This is a genomic window from Rhodobacter maritimus (assembly GCF_058747975.1).
This window is the reverse complement of sequence record NZ_CM179095.1, coordinates 43,525-66,065: the sequence shown is the minus strand read 5'-3', so window position 1 is coordinate 66,065 and position 22,541 is coordinate 43,525. Positions and strand designations below refer to the sequence as shown.

Here is a 22,541-nt window from a genome sequence, read left to right as displayed (position 1 = left end):
ACGCCCTGCCGCCCCTTGTGTCAATCGGTCAGGCGATACTCGACGAATTCGGTACGCTGGAAAAACCGCTGGTTGTCGTCCGAGATCAGCGTCAGCCGGATCGCCCCGCCCGCGTCGCGCCACACCGCAATGCCTTCGAGGTTGTCGTGCCGGCTGGCGCCGGTCTGCACCAGAACCTCTCCGCCTTCGAGACGGTCACCGCGCAGGTCGAATACGCGCACGCGGGTGAGGAAACCCAGAAGGCCCCAGAAATCGCGCTCCAGCAGGTAAAGCCGCCCGTCTGGGCCGAAATCGGCGCCCACGGCCAGCCAAGCCCCGTCGCGCGGGATGCTGAAGGGCTGATCCCATGCGCCGTTGCGGAACCGGTAGACAGGAAAGGGCCGGTCCGTCGCCCCCGACCGCTCGGGCAGGGTGTAAAGCGTGCCCTCCCCGTCGATCGCAAGCGCCTCGAGCGAAGAGTTCAGCTGCATTGCCTTGAACGCCTCGGGCCGGGGCATCAGCTCTGCCACGTCCCTGCCTTTCGGGTAGCGCGCGACGCGGTGGATGCCCTCGAACGAGATGTAGCGCGTGCCATCGCGCGCGACGGCCAGCCCCTCGGCATCGGCGGTGCGCCCCTTGAGCCGCTTTCCCTTGCTGTCGCGCAGACGCACGGGGCCGTCCACATCACTCACCCCGACAATCCGTCCGCCGGCATCGCGCAAAAGCCGCCCGGTCCACAGCGTGCCGCGATCTGATACGGTGGTGAAGCCGGTGCCCTCCGCGTCGATCTCAAGGCCCGAGAAGCCGCCGAATTCGGGGGCGGGTTCGTTCCAGACATAACTGCCAAGATAGACCGCGCGCGGGGCGGGTCCGGCAGGCAGCGCAAGCGCGGCCAGCCCCCCGACAAGCGCCGTCAGCGCGAGGCGAGCACGTTGCGACATTGCCCGGGCAGATCGGAAAGCGTGTAGGTTTTCGCATTGCGCGGCGGCGGCCCCTTCGGCTTGGCGCGCTTGGGCGGGTTGCGCAACTCCTCAAGGTAGGTCGTCACCCACCAGTTCAGCGTCTCGTCGCAGCCGTCGCGCCCCTTCGACAGCTCGGCGACCGAGGGTGTCTGCGTTTCGCAGGCGCCCGCGCCGGGTGGGCATTTCAGGCGCACATGGAAATGCGTGTTATGCCCATAGATCGGGCGGATCTTCTGCAACCAGCCCCGGTCGCCGCGCGGGGTGGAGTTGCACATGTCGATCTTGGCGGCCGCGGCAACGAAGATCCGGTCCACCCGCGGGTCCAGCGCCGCGGCGCGCAAAAGCGCCTTGTGCTGCGGCGTCCAGTTGGAATTGACGCGGGTCTGGTCCGCGGTGCGGATCGAGATCGAGCTGATCTTTTCGCGCGCGGCCCTGCTCAGGTCCAGCCGCTGGGGGGGCAGCATCCAGATATCGGCATCCAGCCCGATCTGGTGACTGGCATGCCCGCCCGTCATCGGGCCGCCGCGCGGCTGGCTGATATCGCCGATATAAAGCCCGCGCCAGCCGATCCGCGTGGCGGCGACCGACAGATCCTGAAGGAAGGCGATCATCTCGGGCTGGCCCCAGTTGCGATTGCGCGACAGCCGCATCGCCTGCCATGTCGGGCCGGTTTCGGGCAGCGCCACAAGCCCCGCCGCACATCCCTTGGAATAGAACCCGATCGGCGCGGGCGCCTGCTGCGAGGGGCGCGCATGGCCGCCGAACAGGTGACGGGCCAACTGCTCTGCCTGGACCTGCCCCGCGCCCATCCCCACCAGCAAGACGGCAATAGAAACAAGCTTATGCAAAAACATCCGTCGTCTTCTCCTTCGGCGGGCGTCCATCGGGGTTGACCCAGGCTAGCAAAACCAGGCCCAGAAGGAAAAGTGCGATAATCGGCGTGATGCCGATGGCCTGGTTGTCCGAGACCTGTGTCATCCAGCCGATGGACAGCGGCGCGATAAAAGCGGTGGCCTTGCCGGTCAGCGCGTAAAGCCCGAAACTTTCAGTGATTTTGTCATGTTCCGACTGACGCACCATCATCGTGCGGCTGGCCGACTGCACCGCCCCGCCACCCGCGCCGATCAGCCCGCCCATCACGAAAAAAGCGATATCCGGCAAGGCACTGTTCGCCCCGACCGCAATTCCGAATACACTTTCGCGTGAGATAAACACCACCCCCACCACGACAAGCGTCAGCGCGACGACGCAAAAGATGATGACCGCCCTGGGACCAAAGCGGTCATCCGCCTTGCCGCCAAGCCAGGCGAAGGTCGCGCCAGTGATCGTGCCCAGAATACCAAACAACCCGATCTGGATGATCGACCAGCCCAGAACCCCCGCCGCATAGATCCCGCCGAACGTATAGATCCCGTTCAGCGCATCGCGGTAGCACATCGAGGACAGAAGAAAGCTGAACAGGCTGCGGTTCGAGGGCAGGCGCGCCAATGTCTGGCGCAGCTCGGGCCAGGCCCCGCGCATCGCGCTGCGGACTGGAACCGCGTCGGGCCTGCGCCTTTCGCGCACCCACAGGAAGAACGGGATCATGAAGACGGCATACCACAGCGCAACCAGCGGCCCCACGGCGCGCGTGCCCTCGCGCTGATCGGGGTCGAGGCCAAGGATCGGGCTGATCCCGATCAGCGTCCTGCCGCTGGCATTCTCGGCGAAAAGCGCAAGCATGGCGATCAGCGCCAGCATCCCCCCAAGATAACCGAACGCCCAGCCCGAGCCCGAAACCCGCCCCATCTGGTCGCGGCTGGTCAGGTCAGGCAGCATCGCGTTGGTGAAGGTCGTGGCGAATTCCATCCCGATCATGCCGATGGCGAAGGATAGCATGATGAAGGTCAGGCTGAAATCGCCCGGCACCGCATACCAAAGCCCCCAGGCCCCGGCCACATACATCGCCGAGAAGATCCAGATGAACCCGATCCGCCCGCCGGACTTGTCGGCCACCGCCCCCAGGAACGGCGCCATCACCGCGATCGCAAGCCCCGTCAGCCCGATACCGTAGCCCCAGACCGTCTGCGCCGCACTGCCCGATCCGAGCAGTTCTTTCATGTAAGGGGCGAAGATGAAGGTGATCAGCAGCGTGTTGTAAGGCTGGCTGGCCCAGTCGAAGAAATACCAGCCCCAGATCCGTTTGCGCGCGCTTACCATCAGGCCCCCTTGCGGCCGCCTGTGCGGCCTTTCGGGCGATCAAGCCCGAAACCGCGGGCCGATGCAAGCGCGGGTTGAGATCACGCCCCGGCCAGGGGCGGCCACGGCCTTTCGGCATCGGCCGCGATCCAGCTTTGCACCCAGCCGGGCAGCTCGGGGCCCTGCGGGTCCTGCCCCATCGCGCGCAGCACCTCGGCCGGGGGGACGATGCCGTTCTTGCCGGTGACGGCGGCACGGATCAGGATGTGGCTGGAACATTCCCCGCCGCGCCACATGCTTTGCTCCATGTAGATGAACCGCGCATCCCAGCCGATGCAACGGCTGCGCATCTCCACGCGCTGGAAGGCCCGGACCCGGCGGCGATAGCGCGTGGTGTTGCCCGCCACCGCAATGCCCCAGCCCTGCCTGCGCAACACCCCGACCAGCCCGGTGCGCAGGACCAGAGGAATCCGGCCAAGGTCGAACAGGGTCAGCGTGCGGCCGTTGTTCAGCTCCATCCACGGGTCGATATCCCAAGGCCAGCAGATGTGATGGGACACATGGGTGCCCAGGATCGGCAATGGCGGCGCATTGCGAAACTTCAGCGTTTCCTTGACCAGACGGACAATCGGATACATGGCGACCTCCTGCTGGAACCGGGGTGCAATGCCGCGCAGGTGGCGTCAACCTTGAACGTTGCGGCACGGCCGCGGGCGGCTTGCGGTTGCAAGCGCGCCGCGTCTGGCATACCTCTGTGCGGATTGCTGCGCGGAGGTATTGCATGATCACGCTGTTTCAGGCGCTGAACCTGATCCTGAATGTCGTCTGGTTCATCATGATCGCCCATATCATCCTGAGCTGGCTGATCAACTTTCAGGTGCTCAATATCCGCCAGCCGCTGGTCGCCCAGATCTGGTATGGCCTGAACAACCTGCTGGAGCCGATCTACAGCCCGATCCGGCGCATGCTGCCCAATACCGGCGGGCTGGACCTGGCGCCGCTGGTCGCCTTCATCGTGATCATCATCGCGCAGCGCGCGCTGATCAACAATGCAGGCTTCTTCTACGGATACTGAGCGATGCCCCCGCCCGCGCCCGAGGCGCTTCTGGCGTCGGTCTTCGGTTTCCAAAGCTTCCGCCCCGGCCAGGAAGAGATCGTCCGCGCCGTCATCGCGGGGCGCAATACGCTGGCCATCATGCCGACGGGCGGGGGCAAGTCGCTGTGCTTCCAGCTGCCGGCGCTGTGCCGCGACGGGGTGACGGTGGTGATCTCGCCGCTGATCGCGCTGATGCGCGACCAGGTCCGCGCGCTTGCCGCGGCCGGGGTGGCGGCCGGCGCGCTGACCTCGGGCAATACCGAAGAGGAAACCGAAGAGGTCTTCGCCGCCATCGACGAGGGACGGCTGAAGCTGCTTTACATGGCGCCCGAAAGGCTGGCCTCGGGTGCGGCATTGGGCCTGCTGCGGCGCGCGGGCGTCAGCCTGATCGCCGTGGACGAGGCGCATTGCGTCAGCCAGTGGGGCCATGATTTCCGCCCCGACTATCTGCGCATCGGCGCGCTGCGCCAGGCGCTTGGCGTGCCGCTGGCCGCCTTCACCGCCACCGCGGACGAGGAAACCCGCGCCGAGATCGTCACCCGGCTGTTCGACGGCACCCCGCCCGAAACCTTCCTGCGCGGCTTCGACCGGCCGAACATCCACCTCGCGTTCGAGCCGAAGGACCAGCCGCGCCGCCAGATCCTGGGCTTTGCCGCCGCGCGGCGCGGGCAGTCGGGCATCGTCTATTGCGCCACCCGCGCCAAGACCGAAACCCTTGCCCGCGCGCTTCAGGAAGACGGCCATCCGGCCTGCCACTACCACGGCGGCATGGACCCCGAGGACCGCCGCGTGGTCGAGGCGCGATTCCAGCGCGAGGACGGGCTGATCGTGGTGGCGACCATCGCCTTCGGCATGGGGATCGACAAGCCCGACATCCGCTGGGTCGCCCATGCCGACCTGCCCAAGTCGATCGAGGGCTATTACCAGGAGATCGGCCGCGCCGGGCGCGACGGTGCGGCCGCCGAAACCCTCACGCTTTACGGCCCCGACGATATCCGCCTGCGCCGCGCGCAGATCGACGAGGGCCTCGCGCCCCCCGACCGCAAGGCCGCCGATCACGCAAGGCTGAATGCGCTTCTGGGCCTGGCCGAGGCGACCGGCTGCCGCCGCCAGCGTCTTCTGGCCTTTTTCGGTGAGGCGACCGGGCCTTGCGGGAACTGCGATCTGTGCGACACCCCGCCCGAGCTGTTCGACGCCACCGAGGCCGTGCGCAAGGCGCTTTCGGCCGCGCTGCGCACCGAGGAAAGCTTCGGCGCGGGCCACCTGATCGAGATCCTTCTGGGCAATGCCACCGACAAGATCACCGCCCGCGGCCATGACGCGCTGCCCACCTTCGGCGTGGGGCGCGATCTGTCGCGCGCGCAATGGCAGGCGGTGTTTCGCCAGATGATGGGCCATGACCTGATCCGCCCCGACGCGGCGCGCCACGGCGCGCTGGTGATGACCGAAACCGCGCGCCCGATCCTGCGCGGCGAGGCGCAGATCACCCTGCGCCGCGACCTGATCCGCAAGGCCACCGCCCGCCCCGCGATCCGCGCCCTCGTGGCCGAGGAGGACGCGCCGCTGCTTTCGGCGCTCAAGGCCAAGCGCCGCGCCCTTGCCGAGGCCGCCGGCGTGCCTGCCTATGTGGTCTTTCCCGACCGCACCCTGATCGAGATGGCGCAAGCCCGCCCCGATACGCTGGATGCGATGGCGCGGATTAACGGGGTCGGCGCGAAGAAGCTCGAAAGTTATGGCGCGGCGTTTCTGGCGGTGATCGCGGGGGCCCCGGCGCCGATGCATCCCGCGCGGCGAAAACTGGCCGGACGCGCGGCTGGCAGCCTTTTCGACCGCCTTCTCGACACGCAGCAGCAACTGGCGCGCGGCGATGACGGCACCGGACGTCTGCTGAGTTGCAGCCCCGCGACGCTGCGCCGGATCGCCGAGGCCCGCCCGCGCAGCCGCGCGGAGCTGGAGCGGCTGACCGGGCTGACGGGCCCCAAGCTCGACCGCTTTGCCGAGGCGTTCCTTGCGGTCATCTGCGAAGACTAGGCGCTTGATCCGGCGATCTGTCGGCAGCGCATCCTTGTCGGGCAACACGTCAACAAGATCAAACGCTTAGGAAATATCTCGATCCGATACGAGAAGACGGCACGCACTTGTCTCGCTGCCGTCCCAATCGCACCATCACGCATCTGGCTTGGGTTTTATGGGGCCGCGGCCTGGTCCGGGGCGGGAAGCGGCGGGCGCGCATCGGGCGGGCGATGTTCCTCGATCCGGGCCGCGATCGCGCTTTTGCGCAGCGGTTTGGTCAGGCACTGATCCATGCCCGCGGCCATGATCTCTGCGTGATCATCGTCCATCGCATGGGCCGTTAGCGCACAGATCGGGGTATGCCCGCCAAGCCGCCTTTCTTCGTCGCGGATCGCCCGCGCAGCCGCACGGCCATCCATTCGCGGCATCGAGATATCCATGAAGATGAGGTCGGGCCGGATGCTGCGCCACAGCGCCACCGCCTCTTGCCCGTTATCCGCGAAATGCAGCTCGATATCGAAATCCTCCACCATCTTGCGCAGGACAAGCCGGTTGGTGCGGTTGTCCTCTGCCGCAAGGATGCGCATCGCGCGCAACGGCGGCGTGGGCAGGGGCGGGGCGGGAAGCGCGGCGGGGGGCTGGACCGGCCCCTCGGGCGCGGAGAGCGCCTGAAGCGCGCGGAACAGGTCCGACCGCAGGACGGGTTTGTGCAGGCCGATCATGCGCCCGTCGGCCATGCCGCCCTCGGCGCCGCCGTCACCGGCACCAAGCAGAAGGACCGGAATATCCTGCCCCATCTCGTGCAGCTTCGTCGCAAGGCCCGCGCCGCCCACCCCGGACGTGTCCGTATCGACCAGGATCACGTCGAACGTCGCCCCCTGATCCAGAAGCCGGGCCGCCTCGGCGCAGGAATGGCATAGGGCGACCTCAAGGCCGTAGGTCTCGAGCTGGCGTTCCAGGATCACGCGGTTGATCAGCAGCTCATCCACCACCAACGCGCGGCGCAGCGTGATCGGCGGGGTCGGCTGGCCGATCGGGTCCGCCGGCTCGGCCACCGGCACGACGACCCGAAATCCGAAGCACGAGCCCTTTCCGGGCTCGCTGTCGACCCAGAGGGTGCCGCCCATCAGCCCGACCAGCCGCCGCGTGATCGCAAGGCCAAGCCCGGTGCCCTCATACCGGCGGCTGGCCTCGCATTCGACCTGATTGAACTCTCCGAAGATCTCCTCGACATGGTCGGGCGCGATGCCGATTCCGGTATCCTCGACCGACACATGCAGCTCATGGCGCCCGTCGGCCTTCTCGAACCCGACGACGCGCACAAGGACATGCCCGGCGGCGGTGAACTTGACCGCGTTGCCGAGCAGGTTCGTCACGATCTGCCGCATCCGCCCCGGATCGGCCACGAACCGCGTGGGCAGGAACATGTCGTAGTCGATCATCAGCGTCACGCCCTTTTCCTGCGCCGAGGGCCGCAGGAGCATCATCACCTCGTGCAGGCACCGCTCAAGATCGAAGGCCTCGGGGTAAAGCCGCAGCCGTTCGGCGTCGATCTTCGAATAGTCCAGCACGTCGTTGATGATCGTCAGAAGCGCATCACCCGAAGAGCGGATCGTTTCGGCGAACAGGCGCTGATCCTCGGTCAGGTCGGTCTGCGCCAGAAGCTCGGCCATCGACACCACGCCGTTCATCGGGGTGCGGATCTCATGGCTCATGTTGGCAAAGAAGGCCGATTTGGCGCGGCTTGCGGCCTCGGCCTTGCGGCGGGCCTCTTCCAGTTCGGCCTCGCGGGCGATGATCGGGGTGATGTCCTGGGCAAGGCAGACCAGATCGCCGGCTGCCGCCCATCGGTCGATCAGCCTGATATGGCGCCCGTCGGCGGTGCGCAGGACATAGGGCGGGATCTGCGTGCTGCGGATGCGGGCCACCATTTCATGGTGCCAGTCCGGCGCGTCGCGGCCCTGCATCTCCACCATGCCATGCGCCGCGATCAGCCGCAGGACCGCATCGTAGCTGACCCCCGGAACTACCGCGATTTCGCCCTTGAAGAAGGACAGGTAGGCACGATTCGCCGCAACAAGTCGCAGGTCCGCATCGAACACCGCGAACCCGTCGCGGATGGTTTCGAGCGCATCCCAGAGCCTGCGCTGCGCGATGCGCGCAACCGAATGGGCGCGCTCCAGATCGCCCCTCACGCGCGAGTTTTCGCCCTTGAGCGATTCGGCCTCGGTCAGCGCGAGTTGCAGGCCCTGGCGCTGCTGCACGATTTCGTCCGACAGGGCCTGCGCATGCAGGGCAAGCTGCTGGTTGGCCGCAAAAAGCTCGCGCCGCTTCTGGTCCAGCAGGCGTTCGGCCGCCAGGCGGGCCCGGCGTTCCTGCGCAAGCTTGTCGGCGATGTTGGTTGCCATGTCCGCCACCGGTTCCCTTCCTCCGCAATTCGCGGCAGGTTGGCAAAACGGTGTGAAGTAAGGCTTAATTGGCGCAAGATGGCCGCGCCCCTTTTCCGCCCCCGCAAACAGGAGGTCTTTTTCAATGCGTGCGATCCTTTCCGCCCTCCTGGCGCTTTGCCTTTCCGCCCCTGCCCATGCGCAGGACGATGCGCTGGTGCCGCCCCGGCGCGCGATCTTCACCGAGGGGCTCGATCTTGCGGGGCGGGATCTGGCACAGCTTTTCGATACCACGCTCGAGGCCTGCGAGGCGGCGTGCCTGGCCAATCCGGAATGCGAGGCCTTCACCTTCAATGCGCGCAACAATTCGTGCTTTCCCAAGGCGGGGGTCAGCGGGGCCTCGGCCTATCAGGGGGCCTATTCGGCCTATCTGCGCGCCGCGGCCGCCGGGGCCGGGGATCGCGCGCGCGCCCGCGCCGCCGATCTGGGTTTCCTGCCGCCCGGCGCGCTGTCGGGCGCCTTCGCCATGGCCCGTGCGCTTGGCCGCGATCACATGACCGGCGACTGGTCCGAGGCCGATCTGCAAACGGCCGTGGCCGCGGCGCGCCAGCGGGGCGACATGGCAGGCGCGGTACGGCTGCAAGGGGCGCTGCTGAACCTTGGGGACAGTGCCGATCAATGGCTGGAATATGCCCGCCTGACGCTGGCCGCCGCCGGCAATGACCGCCGTGCCAGTGCCGCGCGGGCCGCATCGGCCGCCCTCAACGGCTATTTGCGTGCACCGGGCGCCGCGGCGCAGGCCGAGGCGCTTCTGGTCTTTTCCGGGGCGGCCGAGCGCACCGGCCGCACGCAGGACATGGTGCCCGCGCTGCGGCTGGCCCAACGCCTTTCCCCACGCGAGGATATTGCCGCCGCCCTTGACGATGCGATCGCCCGATACGGCTTTCGCATCACCGAGCATCAGGTGGAATCAGATCTGGCCGATCCGCGTATCTGCGCGGTCTTTTCCGACGATCTCGTGCGGTCGGGCGTGGATTACGCAAGCTTCGTGCAGTTGCCCGAGCCCGGCCTTGCCGTCGAGGCCGAGGCGAACCAGCTTTGCGTCACCGGCCTGAAGCACGGCGCGCGCTATGCCTTGACCTTCCGCGAGGGGCTGCCCTCGGCCGGGGGCGAGGCGATGGCGAAGGATGTCACCATCACCGCCTATATGCGCGACCGCAGCCCCGCCGTCAGCTTTCCGGGCCGCGCCTACGTTCTGCCGCGCACGGCCGATGCGGGCCTTCCGGTGCAGACCGTCAATGCCGACCGGCTGGACCTGCGCCTGCTGCGGATCTCTGACCGCAACCTCGTGGCCGCGATGCGCGACGATTACTTCGCCCGCTCGCTCGATTACTGGGCGGCGGAGTATTTCACCGACCGCATGGCCGAAGAGGTCTGGACGGGTTCGGCCGAGGTCGCCTCCGAGATCAACCGCGACATCACCACCCGCCTGCCGATCCAGGAAGTGACCGGCCCGCTCGGCGCCGGGATCTATGCGCTTCAGGCCTCGATCCCCGGCGCGGAAACCTATGACAATCCGCCCGCGATGCAGTGGTTCGTGATCTCGGACCTCGGCGTTTCAAGCTATTCGGGAACCGACGGGCTGACGGTGGTGGTGCGCGGCCTGTCGGATGCCGCCGCACGCGCGGGCGTGACGGTCGAGGTGATCTCTCGGGCGAATGCGGTTCTGGCGCAGGCGCAGACCGATGCCGAGGGCGTGGCGCGCTTCGAGGCGGGCCTTGTGGGTGGCAGCGGTGGCGCGGCCCCGGCGCTTCTGAGCGTGTCGCAGGGCGAGGACATGGCCTTCCTGTCGCTGGCCGATGCCGAATTCGACCTGTCGGATCGCGGGGTCGAGGGCCTGCCCCCCGCGCCCCCGATCGACGTGTTCCTGACCACCGATCGCGGCGCCTACCGGGCCGGAGAGACCGTCCATGCCACGATCCTTGCCCGTGACGGCAGGATGCGCGCGCTTTCGGGCCTGCCGCTGACGGCCGTGCTGATCCGTCCCGACGGGGTGGAATATGCCCGGACCCTGACGCAAGAGGCGGGCGCGGGCGGCCATGTCGTGGCCTTCCCCGTCGCGGGCAGCGCCCCGCGCGGCACATGGCGGCTGGATGTGCTGGCCGATGTGAAGGCTGCGCCGCTTGCCTCGGCGCGGGTTCTGGTCGAGGATTTCCTGCCCGAGCGGATCGACTTCAACCTCTCGATGCCCGAAGGCCCGCTGGCCGCGGGCGACCTGCCGGCCGTGGGGATCGCGGCGCGCTACCTGTTCGGCGCGCCGGGGGCCGATCTGGCCGCCGAGGGCGATCTGCGCCTTGCCGCCGCCCAGGGCGTTCCGGGGCACGAGGGCTTTCGCTTCGGCCGCCATGACGAACCGTTCTCGCCGCGCTACGAGACGCTGCCCGAGACCCGCACCGATACCGCGGGCCAGGCCAGCCTGTCCGCCATCCTGCCCGAGATGGGCGCAGAAGAGGCCGCCCGCCCGCTGGAGGCACGCCTGTCGGTGCGCCTGCGCGAAGGCTCTGGCCGGCCGGTCGAGCGCAGCCTGACGCGCGTCATCCTGCCCGCCGGGCCGGTGATCGGGATCCGGCCGCTTTTCGCGGACGACACGGTATCCGAGGGCGCCGAGGCGCGGTTCCAGATCATCGCGCTTGGCCCCGATGCGGCGCCCGTGCCGATGCAGGCGCATTGGGTGCTGAACCGGATCGAGACGCGCTATCAGTGGTATTCGCTCTACGGCTCATGGAACTGGGAGCCGGTCACTCGCCGCAGCCGCATCGCCGAAGGCGAGCTGGCGCTGGACGGAACCCTGCCCGCCGAGATCGCCGCCGGGGTCCGCTGGGGCCGCTACGAGCTGGTGGTCGAGGGGCCGGGCATGGCGGCAGGCTCGGTCGCGTTCGATGCGGGCTGGTATGCGCCCGCCGACACGCTGGCCAGCCCCGACCGGCTGGAATTGTCGCTCGACCGTCCCGCCTACCGGCCGGGCGAGACCGCAAGGCTGCGGCTGGTTCCGGCGACGGACGGGGTGGCCATCGTCTCGGTGCTGTCGAACCGCGTGATCGCGCTGAAGACCGTGCCCGTCCAGGCGGGCGAGAACGTGATCGACCTGCCCGTGACCGAGGAATGGGGCACCGGCGCCTATGTCACCGCCTCGGTCCTGCGCCCGATGGCGGGTGCTGCGGCCGAGCGCACGCCCGACCGCGCGCTTGGCCTTGCCCATGCCGCGCTGGACCCCGGCGCGCGCCGGCTTGCCGTAGGCTTCGACATCGCGCCCGAGGCCGAGCCGCGCGCCACGCTGCCCGTCGCGCTGAAGGTCGAGGGCGTCGCCGCAGGCGAAACCGCCCATGTCACCATCGCGGCGGTGGATCTGGGGATCCTGAACCTGACCGCCTTCAAGGCACCCGACCCGGCCAACCACTATTTCGGGCAGCGCCGGCTTGGCGTCGGGCTGCGCGACATCTATGGTCGGCTGATCGACGGGCAGACCGGCGCCGAGGGCATCATCCGCTCGGGCGGCGATGCCGCGCGCGGTCTGCAAATGCAGGCCCCGCCCCCGACCGAAGAGCTGGTGGCCTATTTCTCGGGCCCGCTTGTCGTCGGTCCGGACGGATATGCACGCACCGAATTCGCGCTGCCCGCCTTCAACGGCACGGTGCGGCTGATGGCGGTGGCATGGTCCGACAGCGCCGTGGGACAGGCCAGCACCGATGTTCTGGTGCGCGACCCGGTGGTGGTGACCGCCTCGGTCCCGCGCTTCCTTGCGCCACAAGACAGCGCCCGCGTGCTGCTGGAGATCGTCCACGCCAGCGGACCCGCGGGGCGGATGGGGCTTGATGTCTCGTCCGACGGGCTGGTGCTTGGCGATGTGCCCTCGGGTGTCGACCTGGCCGAGGGGGGCAAGGCCACGCTCTTTGTCCCGCTGAGGGCCGGCGCGGGTGAAGGGCTGGAAGAGATCCGCATCGCCCTGACCACGCCCGACGGCAGGCTTCTGGAAAAGCACCTCGCCGTTCCGGTCGAGCGAAACGATCCGCCCGTGGCGCGCCAGTCGCGCTTCGATCTTGCCGCGGGCGCGACCTTCGTGCTGGACCAGGAGGCCTTTGCGGGCCTCGTGCCGGGCACCGCGCAGACGGTTCTGGCCATCGGCCCGCTGGCACGCTTCGACACGGCCGCGCTGCTTGCGGCGCTTGATGCCTATCCCTATGGCTGCACCGAGCAGATCACCTCGAAGGCGTTGCCGCTTTTGTATTTCGACGCGGTGGCCGGGGCGATGGGGCTGGCCGGCCCCGACGATCTGCGCGCGCGCATCGACACGGCCATCACCGGGGTTCTGACCAATCAGGATTCCAGTGGCGGCTTTGGCCTGTGGTCGGCCGGGTCGGGCGATCTGTGGCTGGATGCCTATGTCACCGATTTCCTCAGCCGGGCGGGACTGCGCGGCTATGCGATCCCCGCCGGGGCGATGCGCAGCGCGCTCGACAACCTGCGCAACCGGGTGAACTATGCCCCCGATTTCGACGATGACAGCAATGGCGGCGGGGTCGCCATCGCCTATGCGCTGATGGTGCTGGCCCGCGAGGGGGCGGCGGCGGTGGGCGATCTGCGCTATTACGCCGATGTGAAGGGCGATGATTTCGCAACGCCCCTTGCGGCGGCACAACTTGGGGCGGCGCTTGCCTCTTACGGCGATCAGGGCCGGGCGGATGCGATGTTCGCCCGTGCGGCCCGCATGATGGGCGCCGCCCCGCAAGACGAGGGCCAGCTTTGGCGCGCCGATTACGGCACCACCCTGCGCGACCGCGCTGCGGTTCTGGCGCTTGCGGCCGAGGCGGGGTCGGATGCGATCGCGCTCGATCAGGTGGGGGGGACGCTTGCCGACAGCCTCGCGCGGCGGCGGCTGTCCACGCAGGAAGCGGCATGGACGCTGATGGCCGCCCATGCCCTGATCGACCGTCCCGGCGCCGAGGGGGTCACGCTGAACGGTGTGGCCCTTGAGACCCCCGTGATGCGGGTGACGGACAGCCGGGCGGCGGACCCGCTGGCCATCGCCAACAATTCCGACCGGGCGCAGGTTCTGACGCTGACCACGACCGGCGTTCCCGAAACGCCGGAACCCGCGGGCGGCAAGGGCTATACGATCACACGCAGCTATTACACGCCCGAGGGTGTGGCGGTCGATCCGTCGCGCCTTGCGCAGGGCAGCCGGCTTGTGACGGTGCTTGAGGTCACGCCGCATGGCAAGGGCGCGGGGCGGCTTCTGGTGTCCGACCCGTTGCCCGCGGGCTTCGAGATCGACAACCCCAACCTGCTGCGCGCGGGCGATATCGCCGCGCTCGACTGGCTGTCGGTCGAAGAGGATACCCGCATGACCGAGTTCCGGCAGGACCGCTTCCTTGCCGCGCTGGACTGGCGCGAGGGACGGGCCTTCCGGCTGGCCTATATCGTGCGTGCGGTCAGCCCGGGCAGCTTCCATCACCCGGCCGCCAGCGTCGAGAATATGTATCGCCCCGATTACCGCGCCCAGACTGCGACGGGCCGGATCGTGATCGAATAGGCGATGCGTCGCCTTGCGCCCTTCGCCCTTGTGCTTGCGCTGTTTCTGGCGGCGCTTGGGCGCGATGCGCTGGACGATTGGGTCGCGCGCACCGATCTGCCGCCGCTGGACGTGGCCACCGGGTCCGAGGTCCTGGCCCGCGACGGAAGCCTTCTGCGTGCCTTCCCCGTGGCCGATGGCCGCTGGCGGCTGGCGCCCGGCCCCGTCGATCCGGGTTTCATCGACCTGCTGATCGCCTATGAGGACCGGCGCTTTTATTCCCATGCCGGGATCGACCCGCTGGCGGTGCTGCGCGCGGGCTGGCAATCGGCGCGCGCCGGCCGGGTGGTCTCGGGCGCCTCGACGCTCAGCATGCAGGTCGCGCGGCTGCTGGAAGAAGGCCCCACCGGCACGCTTTCGGGCAAGATCCGGCAGGCGCGCGTGGCGCTTGCACTGGAACGGCGGCTGGGGAAATCCGCGATCCTCGGGCTTTATCTGCGGCTGGCGCCCTATGGCGGCAATATCGAAGGGGTGCGCGCGGCATCGCTGGCATGGTTCGGCAAGGAGCCCCGGCGCCTGACCACGGCCGAAGCCGCGCTGCTGATCGCGCTGCCGCAATCGCCCGAGGCGCGCCGCCCCGACCGCTTTGCCGAACGGGCGCAGGCGGCCCGCGCGCGGGTTCTGGCCCGGCTGGCGCGCAGGGGGGCCATCACGCCGGAGCGTGCGGCGGCGGCGCTGCAAGAGCCGGTTCCCGCCGCCGCCCGCGCCTTTCCCGCGCTTGCCCCGCATCTGGCCGCGCGGCTGGCCCGCACGGCGCCCCCCGGCGCGCGCATCGCCACCACCATCGACCCGGCGCTTCAACGCGCCGCCGAACGGCTCGCCGCGCGCGCGGTGGCCGGGCAGGGCGGGCGGCTTTCGGCCGCGATGATCCTGGCCGATCACCGGACCGGAGAGATCCTTGCCCATGTCGGTGCCGCCGCATGGGCCGATGACGCGCGCGCGGGCTTTGTCGACATGACGCAGGCGCTGCGCTCGCCCGGATCAACGCTGAAACCCTTTGTCTATGCCCTGGCCTTCGATGACGGGCTTGCCCATCCCGAAACCCTGATCGAGGACCGGCCACTGGCTTTCGGCGGCTGGCATCCGCAGAATTTCGACCGCCGCTTTCGCGGCACCGTCACCCTGCGCGAGGCATTGGGCCTGTCGCTGAACATCCCCGTGGTCAGCCTGACCGAGGCGCTTGGCCCCGCGCGGCTGATGGCGACGCTGAGGCGCGCGGGCCTTGAGACCCGCCTGCCCGGCGACAGCCCCGGCCTTGCCATCAGCCTTGGCGGGCTTGGCGTCAGCCTCGAGGGGCTGGTGCAGGGCTATGCGGCGCTTGCGCGGATGGGCCGGCCGATCCGGATCTCGGCCGAGCCGGGGCGCGCGGAGATGCCCGAGGGGCGGCTTTTCGGCCCGGTCGCGGCCTGGCAGGTGGCCGACATCCTTGCCCATGTGCCGCCCCCGCCGGGCGCGGCGCCGGGCCGGATCGCCTACAAGACCGGCACGAGCTATGGCCACCGCGACGCGCTTGCGCTTGGTTTCGACGGGCGCCATGTCGGCGGGGTCTGGCTGGGCCGGCCCGATGGCACGGCCGTGCCCGGCGCCTTCGGCGGCGATCTGGCCGCCCCGATCCTGTTCGAGCTGTTCGGGCGCGCCAAACCCGGCCGCGATCCCCTGCCGCCGCCGCCCCCGGCCACGCTGCTGGTCTCGAACGCGCAACTGCCGCCGCCCTTGCAGCGCTTCCGCCCGCGCGAGGCCGCCTTTACCCGGCCCGAGGCCGATGCGCCCGAACTGGCCTTCCCGCCCGACGGCGCCCGGATTGCGGCGCCCGATGGCGCGCTTGCGGTCAAGCTGAAAGGGGGGGCCGCGCCCTTCACATGGCTGGCGAACGGCGCCCCCGTGGCGGTTGCGATCCGCAGCCGCGACACCGTCCTGACGATGCCCGGTCAGGGCTTCGTCACCCTGACGGTGCTGGATGCGAAAGGGCGCTCGGCCAGTGCGCAGGTCCGCATCGGCGATTAGCGCGGCGCGGCCCTAGCGCCCGGCAAGGCGGGCCTGCGCGGCCGCGATCGCATTCTCGACCGATTGGCGCGCACGCGGCGCGTTGGCCCAGCAGGTCGTGCCCAGATGCGCCGCGACAAGGCGGCAAAGATCCTCGGCCTGCGCGCCCGCAAGCGCCTCGAGAGAGCCGAAGCCGATCTCTTCGAAGCGTTGCAGGACGGTGGGGCCCACAAGGGGCGCGGCCAGAAGGGCGGCCCGGTCCTCGGGGGCAAAGGCCATCAGATCCGCTCGATGGCAAGCGCGATCCCCTGCCCGCCGCCGATGCACATGGTGACCAGCGCGCGCCGCCCGCCGGTGCGCCGCAGGGCATGAAGCGCCTTGACGGTGATCAGCGACCCGGTCGCGCCCACCGGATGGCCAAGCGCGATCGCGCCGCCATCGGGGTTCACCCGCGCCGGATCGAAGCCGAGCGCGCGGCTGACCGCAAGGGCCTGCGCGGCGAAGGCCTCGTTCGATTCGATCACGTCGAAATCCGCAACCGACAGGCCGGTGCGCGCCAGAAGCGCCTCGACCGCGGGGATCGGGCCAAGGCCCATGACTTCGGGGCGCACCCCGGCCAGGGCATAGCCCAGAATTCGCGCCTGCGGCACAAGCCCGGCGGCCTTGGCCGCATCGGCCCGCGCCAGAACCAGCGCCGCCGCGCCATCATTGATGCCAGAGGCATTGCCGGCCGTGACCGACCCGCCCTTCTGGAACACCGGCTTCAGGGCGGACAGCGCCTCAAGGCTCGTCTGCTTGGGGTGTTCATCCGTGTCGAACACCACCGTGCCCTTGCGCGAGGCGATCTCGACTGGGACGATCTCTTCGCGGAAATGGCCCGCGGCGATGGCGGCGGCGGCGCGACTTTGGCTTTCCAGCGCGAATTCGTCCTGCGCGGCGCGGCTGATGTCATGCTCGGCCGCGACGTTTTCCGCCGTCACGCCCATATGGCCGGTGCCGAACGGGCAGCTCAGCGCGCCGGTCATCATGTCAAGCGCGCGCACATCGCCCATCTTCTGGCCGAACCGCGCCTGTTGCAGGATGTAGGGGGCGCGGCTCATGCATTCGGCGCCACCCGCCACGGCGAAATCGGCATCCCCCAGCATCAGCATCTGCGCCGCCGAGACAATCGCCTGCGCGCCCGAACCGCAAAGCCGGTTCACGTTCATCGCCGGGGTGCCCACCGGGATACCCGCCTGAATGGCGGCCACGCGCGACAGATACATGTCGCGCGGTTCGGTATTGATGACATGGCCGAACACCACCTGCCCCACCTGTTCGGGGGCAAGGCCCGCGCGTTCCAGCGCGGCCTTGGCGGCGAAAGTGGCAAGGTCGATCGGCGCGAACCCCGAGAGGCTGCCGCCAAAGGCACCGATCGCGGTGCGCGCGCCGGAGAGGATGACGATATCGGACATGATTTCCCCCAGAGATGCAGATGCGCAAGCCTAGCGCCTGCCCCCGCCCCGCGCCAGCCGGACAGTTCCGCATGACGGGACGTAACAAGGCGGCTCAGCCCTCGGGCAGAAGGGGCTTGCGGCCGTCATAGCCCAGAAGCCATGCATCACGCCCCTCGATCACCACGGTGGACAGAGGCCCGCCATAGCCGGCCGATGAATCGATGTTCAGCCGGTTCCCGTAATGCCGCGCGCGCGAGATAGCGGTGTGCCCGTGCACCACGAGAAAGCCGTGATCGCGCGTGTCGTTGAGGAATACGTCGCGGATCCAGAGCAGGTCGTTCTCTTCCTGCTGCGCAAGCGCAAGGCCGGGGCGGATGCCGGCATGCACGAAGACCGCCTCACCCCGCCGGAACGATACGGGCAGATCCCTCAGCCAGTCCCGCACCTGCGGAGAAACGGCGGCAAGCGCCTCGCGGTGCACCTGGTCCAGCGGGCGGTTGCCCGGTTCGCGCAGCCCGAAGGATTTCAGCGTCTGCGCGCCGCCCAGCCGGGGGTGCAGCCAGCCGAGTTCGGAGCGCAGGCCGGGATCGCGCGCCCATGGGTCATCGAGAAAACCCGAGAACATGCGGTCGTGATTGCCCTTCAGCACGATCCAATCCTGCCCTTCGGCCTGGCCTGCGCGCAAAAACTCGATCACACCGGCGCTGTCGGGGCCGCGATCGACCAGATCACCGATATGCACGACCGGCGCCGCATCGGCCCCGCCATGCGCGGCCCGGTCCGCCGCGATCAGCTCATGCGCCTCAAGCAGAAGCGCAAGCTGGCCGTGGATGTCGCCGATGGCATAGCTGCGCATCATGCCCCCTTTTCAGAAAATGACCCCCGCCCCCGGTGGGGGCAGAGGCCGAAATGCTACACCATTCCGGTGGCAGGTTCGAGATCAGGCGACCTCGAATTCCAGCGGCTTGACCTGCTGGAACAGGCCCGTCGCCTTCAGCTCGGACAGAAGCGCCTCGCTGAGCGGCGCATCAAGATAGAGAAGCGCGATCGCATCGCCCCCCTCCTTGGTGCGGCCAAGGGTGAAGTTGGCGATATTGGCATTGTGCTTGCCAAGGGTGCCCCCCAGCGTGCCGATGATGCCGGGCACGTCCTTGTTGGTGGTGTAAAGCATATGCGCGCCCACCTCGGCGTCGATGTTGATGCCCTTGATCTGGATGAAGCGCGGCTTGCCGTCCGAGAACACCGTGCCCGCGATCGAGCGTTCCCACGCGGCGGTCACGACGGTCAGCTTGACATAGCCGTCGAACACGCCCGACTTGGTCTGCGTGGTGGTGGCGATGTTCACGCCGCGCTCCTTGGCCAGAATCGGGGCCGAGACCATGTTCACATCCGGGTTGGTGGCCTGCATGACGCCCGCGATGGCGGCGCAGTTCAGCGCTTGCAGGTTCATTTCCGTAACCACGCCGTCGTATAGGATGTTGATCGCCTGGATCGGTTCATCCGTCATCTGGCCCACGAAGGCACCAAGATGACCCGCCAGCTTGACCCAGGGGCCCATGACCGCGGCTTCCTCGGCCGTGACCGAGGGCATGTTGAGCGCGTTCTGCACCGCGCCGGTCAGAAGGTAGTCCGACATCTGCTCGGCCACCTGAAGTGCCACGTTTTCCTGCGCCTCGGTGGTCGAGGCGCCCAGATGCGGCGTGACCACGACATTGGGCAGATGGAAAAGCGGCGATTCCGTCGCCGGCTCCACCGCGAACACGTCAAGCGCGGCGCCCGCGACATGGCCCGATTTCAGCATCTCGGCCAGGGCCTCTTCGTCGATCAGGCCACCACGCGCGCAGTTGACGATCCGCACGCCCTTTTTCGTCTTGGCAAGGTTCTCGCGCGACAGGATGTTCTTCGTCTTTTCCGTCATCGGAACGTGCAGCGTGATGAAATCGGCCTTGGCCAGCAGCTCGTCCAGCTCCACCTTGGTCACGCCCATGGCCTTGGCCCGCTCTTCCGACAGGAAGGGATCATAGGCCAGAACCTTCATCCGCAGCCCCAGTGCACGGTCGATCACGATCGAGCCGATATTGCCCGCGCCGATCACGCCCAGGGTCTTGTTGAAGACCTCGACGCCCATGAAGCGGTTCTTTTCCCACTTGCCCTCATGGGTCGAGGCAGAGGCCTCGGGAAGTTGCCGCGCCACCGCGAACATCATCGCGATCGCGTGCTCGGCCGTGGTGACCGAGTTGCCGAACGGCGTGTTCATCACGATCACGCCCTTTTTCGAGGCTGCGGGAATGTCGACGTTATCGACACCGATCCCGGCGCGGCCGATCACCTTCAGGTTGGTGGCTTTCTCCAGGATTTTTTCGGTCACCTTGGTGGCCGAGCGGATCGCCAGGCCGTCATACTGACCGATGACTTCGGCCAGCTTTTCCTTGTCCTTCCCGAGATCGGGCAGATAGTCCACCTCGACGCCGCGATCACGGAAGATCTGGACGGCGGTCGGCGAAAGCTTGTCGGATACGAGAACCTTGGGGGCCATCTCTTGGGCTCCTGTGCAAAATGGGGGTTGATGGGGCGGGCGGCATCGGCCGCCCTGCCGTTCCGGATCAGGCTTGCGCCGCGATTTCGGCCTCGAAGGCCCATTCGAGCCAGGGCAGAAGCGCCTTCACATCGGACGTCTCGATGGTCGAGCCGCACCAGATCCGCAGGCCCGCCGGGGCATCGCGATAGGCGCCGACATCCAGCGCCACGCCTTCCTTCTCAAGGCGCTTGGCAACGGCCTTGGCGAAGGCGCCCGCATCCTTGATGCGATCGTCGGTGAATTTCAGGCAGACCGAGGTGGTCGAGGCCGTCGCCGGATCAACCGCGAGATTCGCGATCCAGGGCCTGGCGGCCACGAAGTCCCACAGGGCCCCGGCATTCGCCTCGGCCCGCGCGATCAGGCCTTTCAGCCCGCCGACGCCCCTGGCCCATTTCAGCGCGACCAGATAATCCTCGACCGCCATCATCGAGGGCGTGTTGATCGTTTCGCCGACAAAGATCCCCTCGATCAGCTTGCCGCCCTTGGTCATGCGGAAGATCTTGGGCAGCGGCCAGGCGGGGGTGTAGCTTTCCAGCCGCTCCACCGCGCGGGGGGACAGGACCAGCACGCCATGCGCGCCCTCGCCGCCCAGCACCTTCTGCCACGAGAAGCTCACCACATCGAGCTTGTCCCAGGGCAGGTCCATGGCAAAGGCCGCCGAGGTCGCGTCGCAGATCGTCAGGCCCGCACGGTTCGCCGGGATCGCGTCGCCATCGGGCACGCGCACGCCCGAGGTGGTGCCGTTCCAGGTGAAGACCACGTCGCGGTCGAAATCGACGGTGGAGAAATCCACGATCTCGCCATAGCCCGCCTTCTTCACGGTCGCGTCGAGCTTGAGCTGTTTGACCACGTCGGTCACCCAGCCTTCGCCGAAGCTCTCCCATGCCAGCATCTCGACCGGGCGGGCGCCCAGCAGGGACCACATCGCCATCTCGACCGCGCCGGTATCCGAACCGGGCACGATGCCGATGCGATAATCGGCCGGAACGCCGAGGACCTCGCGCGTCAGCTCGATCGCTTCTTTCAGCTTGGCCTTGCCCACGGCAGCGCGGTGCGACCGGCCCAGAGGCGCATCGGACAGCATGTCGAGGGAGAAACCGGGGATCTTCGCGCAGGGGCCCGAAGAGAAACGCGGATTGGCCGGCCGCGCGGCCGGGGTCGTCTTGTCGGTCATGGTATCCTTCCAGATAAACGCCCCTCGTTGGGGAGGGGTGTCCCGCTGCCGCAAATACGGCCCCTCACGCTCTGGCACAAGCGGGAAAATTGCGATAATGCGCCGCATCGGAACACAAATGCGACACGCGCCTCCACTATCGGAAACTTTCATGTTCACAGCGACCCTGCTCACCTCTCCGAAAACCGCCGGGCTTGACCGGGTTACCGTAGAATCGCTGCGCGATGCATGGGCGGGGGGCGCGGCGGAATGGCTCAACCCCGGCGTCGCGGCGGAATTCTCGCTGCCCGAGATCCCCGAAAACCGCTGGGACGTGTGGCAGGGCCTGCAAGGCATCGGCGTCGATCTGGTCGTGCAGCGCAGCGAGGGGCGGCGCAAGCGCATGCTGATCGCCGACATGGATTCGACCATGATCGAGCAGGAATGCATCGACGAACTGGCCGATGTGGCGGGCGTGGGCGCGCGCGTGAAGGACATCACCGCCCGCGCGATGAACGGAGAGCTGGATTTCGAAGGCGCCCTGACCGAGCGCGTGGGCCTTCTGAAGGGCCTGCCCGAAAGCGTCATCGACCGGGTGATCGCGGAACGCATCACCTTCATGCCCGGCGGGCACGCATTGCTTCGCACGATGAAGGCCAATGGCGCGTGGTGCGTGCTGGTCTCGGGCGGGTTCACGGCCTTTACCGGCCATGTGGCGCACAGCCTCGGGTTCGACGAGAACCGCGCCAATACCCTGCTGATCGCGGATGGCCACCTGACGGGCGAGGTCGGCCGCCCGATCCTTGGCCGCGCGGCCAAGGTGCAGGCGCTGGAAGAGATCGCGGCGCAGCGCGGCCTGCCGCATATGGCGGTGATGGCGGTAGGCGATGGCGCGAACGACCTGGGCATGCTCGGGCTGGCCGGGGCCGGGGTTGCACTGCACGCCAAACCCAGCGTCGCGGCGCAATGCGACATCCGCATCAACCACGGCGATCTGACGGCACTGCTTTACATTCAGGGCTATCGCATCGACGAATTCGTCTGAGCGGGCGGCTTGCCCGCACCGGGTTGCGCGTAACAATTCCGCACGCCCGCACGACTTGGCCCGTGTCCCACAAGCACAGGGCCGGCCAGATGAGAGAAAAGA

At 68.3% G+C, this 22,541-nt stretch carries 15 protein-coding genes; 5 read left to right on the top strand and 10 right to left on the bottom strand.

Features of this window, described 5'->3' with window-relative positions; translation table 11 throughout:
- Positions 1 to 20 precede the first annotated feature (20 nt).
- From AC4PTO_RS00265 to AC4PTO_RS00250, 4 genes are all read right to left on the bottom strand, one after another.
- Complete coding sequence (locus AC4PTO_RS00265) at positions 21 to 920, bottom strand: esterase-like activity of phytase family protein (protein WP_492730800.1); 900 nt, start codon at positions 918 to 920, stop codon at positions 21 to 23.
- The gene (gene mepA / locus AC4PTO_RS00260; protein ID WP_492733688.1) at positions 893 to 1,750 is read right to left on the bottom strand and encodes a penicillin-insensitive murein endopeptidase; all 858 of its coding nucleotides are present in this window, start codon (positions 1,748 to 1,750) and stop codon (positions 893 to 895) included. The genes AC4PTO_RS00265 and mepA overlap by 28 nt, the downstream gene beginning before the upstream one ends.
- Before the next feature lie 31 nt (positions 1,751 to 1,781).
- A complete protein-coding gene (locus AC4PTO_RS00255) occupies positions 1,782 to 3,140 on the bottom strand; it encodes an MFS transporter (protein WP_492730799.1) in 1,359 nt (452 codons plus the stop codon).
- 80 nt (positions 3,141 to 3,220) lie between these two features.
- Entirely contained in the window at positions 3,221 to 3,757 is a 537-nt protein-coding gene (locus AC4PTO_RS00250) for an acyl-CoA thioesterase (RefSeq protein ID WP_492730797.1), read from the bottom strand.
- 143 nt (positions 3,758 to 3,900) lie between these two features.
- Here AC4PTO_RS00250 and AC4PTO_RS00245 point away from each other — a divergent pair, with 143 nt between their 5' ends.
- Together AC4PTO_RS00245 and recQ are read left to right on the top strand one after the other, a co-directional pair.
- Positions 3,901 to 4,194 carry a YggT family protein gene (locus AC4PTO_RS00245; RefSeq protein WP_492730796.1) on the top strand — a complete coding sequence of 98 codons (294 nt, stop codon included), beginning with the start codon at positions 3,901 to 3,903 and terminating at the stop codon, positions 4,192 to 4,194.
- Positions 4,195 to 4,197: 3 nt separating this feature from the next.
- A complete protein-coding gene (gene recQ, locus AC4PTO_RS00240; RefSeq protein WP_492730794.1) occupies positions 4,198 to 6,246 on the top strand; it encodes a DNA helicase RecQ in 2,049 nt (682 codons plus the stop codon).
- A 155-nt stretch (positions 6,247 to 6,401) separates the two neighbouring features.
- On the opposite strand, the gene AC4PTO_RS00235 is transcribed toward recQ, so the two are convergent.
- Positions 6,402 to 8,636, bottom strand: coding sequence for a response regulator (locus AC4PTO_RS00235; protein ID WP_492730793.1), 2,235 nt, complete (start codon positions 8,634 to 8,636; stop codon positions 6,402 to 6,404).
- A 124-nt stretch (positions 8,637 to 8,760) separates the two neighbouring features.
- On the opposite strand from AC4PTO_RS00235, the gene AC4PTO_RS00230 reads away from it, so the two are divergent.
- Together AC4PTO_RS00230 and pbpC are read left to right on the top strand one after the other, a co-directional pair.
- Positions 8,761 to 14,205 carry an alpha-2-macroglobulin family protein gene (locus AC4PTO_RS00230; protein WP_492730791.1) on the top strand — a complete coding sequence of 1,815 codons (5,445 nt, stop codon included), beginning with the start codon at positions 8,761 to 8,763 and terminating at the stop codon, positions 14,203 to 14,205.
- Between the two features lie 3 nt (positions 14,206 to 14,208).
- A complete protein-coding gene (gene pbpC / locus AC4PTO_RS00225; protein ID WP_492730789.1) occupies positions 14,209 to 16,248 on the top strand; it encodes a penicillin-binding protein 1C in 2,040 nt (679 codons plus the stop codon).
- 12 nt (positions 16,249 to 16,260) lie between these two features.
- Here the strand turns inward: pbpC and AC4PTO_RS00220 are convergent, their stop codons facing one another.
- From AC4PTO_RS00220 to AC4PTO_RS00200, 5 genes are all read right to left on the bottom strand, one after another.
- Positions 16,261 to 16,506 carry a hypothetical protein gene (locus AC4PTO_RS00220; protein WP_492730788.1) on the bottom strand — a complete coding sequence of 82 codons (246 nt, stop codon included), beginning with the start codon at positions 16,504 to 16,506 and terminating at the stop codon, positions 16,261 to 16,263.
- The gene (locus AC4PTO_RS00215; protein WP_492730786.1) at positions 16,506 to 17,681 is read right to left on the bottom strand and encodes an acetyl-CoA C-acyltransferase family protein; all 1,176 of its coding nucleotides are present in this window, start codon (positions 17,679 to 17,681) and stop codon (positions 16,506 to 16,508) included. The genes AC4PTO_RS00220 and AC4PTO_RS00215 overlap by 1 nt, the downstream gene beginning before the upstream one ends.
- A gap of 94 nt (positions 17,682 to 17,775) precedes the next feature.
- A complete protein-coding gene (locus tag AC4PTO_RS00210) occupies positions 17,776 to 18,519 on the bottom strand; it encodes a metallophosphoesterase (protein WP_492733686.1) in 744 nt (247 codons plus the stop codon).
- 84 nt (positions 18,520 to 18,603) lie between these two features.
- On the bottom strand, positions 18,604 to 20,199 hold the full coding sequence (gene serA, locus AC4PTO_RS00205; RefSeq protein ID WP_492730784.1) for a phosphoglycerate dehydrogenase: 1,596 nt from the start codon (positions 20,197 to 20,199) through the stop codon (positions 18,604 to 18,606).
- A 67-nt stretch (positions 20,200 to 20,266) separates the two neighbouring features.
- Positions 20,267 to 21,415 carry a phosphoserine transaminase gene (locus tag AC4PTO_RS00200; RefSeq protein ID WP_492730782.1) on the bottom strand — a complete coding sequence of 383 codons (1,149 nt, stop codon included), beginning with the start codon at positions 21,413 to 21,415 and terminating at the stop codon, positions 20,267 to 20,269.
- A 151-nt stretch (positions 21,416 to 21,566) separates the two neighbouring features.
- Between AC4PTO_RS00200 and serB the strand changes: the two genes are divergently transcribed.
- Positions 21,567 to 22,439 carry a phosphoserine phosphatase SerB gene (gene serB, locus AC4PTO_RS00195; protein WP_492730780.1) on the top strand — a complete coding sequence of 291 codons (873 nt, stop codon included), beginning with the start codon at positions 21,567 to 21,569 and terminating at the stop codon, positions 22,437 to 22,439.
- Positions 22,440 to 22,541 lie beyond the last annotated feature (102 nt).